The sequence below is a fragment of the Bradyrhizobium sp. Ken01 genome, assembly GCF_055807355.1.
Genome location: NZ_JBVVPC010000264.1, coordinates 1 through 250 on the forward strand (window position 1 = coordinate 1; position 250 = coordinate 250).

The 250-nt window shown below is 61.6% G+C and carries 1 pseudogene; it reads left to right on the forward strand.

Annotation, left to right across the window (positions count from 1 at the left end):
• Positions 1–250, forward strand: a pseudogene (gene nadE / locus AC0L3S_RS39595) (NAD(+) synthase); the annotation flags it as partial.

Genomic DNA, 250 nt, shown 5'->3' on the forward strand with positions numbered 1-250 from the left:
CGACGGCGTCGCCGACGTGATGCCGATCGTCCATCTCTACAAGACCCAGGTTTTGCAGCTGGCGGAATATCTCGGGATTGACGGGGAGGTCCGAATGAGGCCGCCGACCACGGACACGTTTTACATGGCGCAAACCCAGGAGGAGTTCTACTTCGCCTTGCCCTATCAGCTGATGGATTTGTGCCTCTACGGCACGAATCACGGAATTTCGGCCGGCGTGGTTGCCGCCGCCGCCGGCCTGACGGCCGAG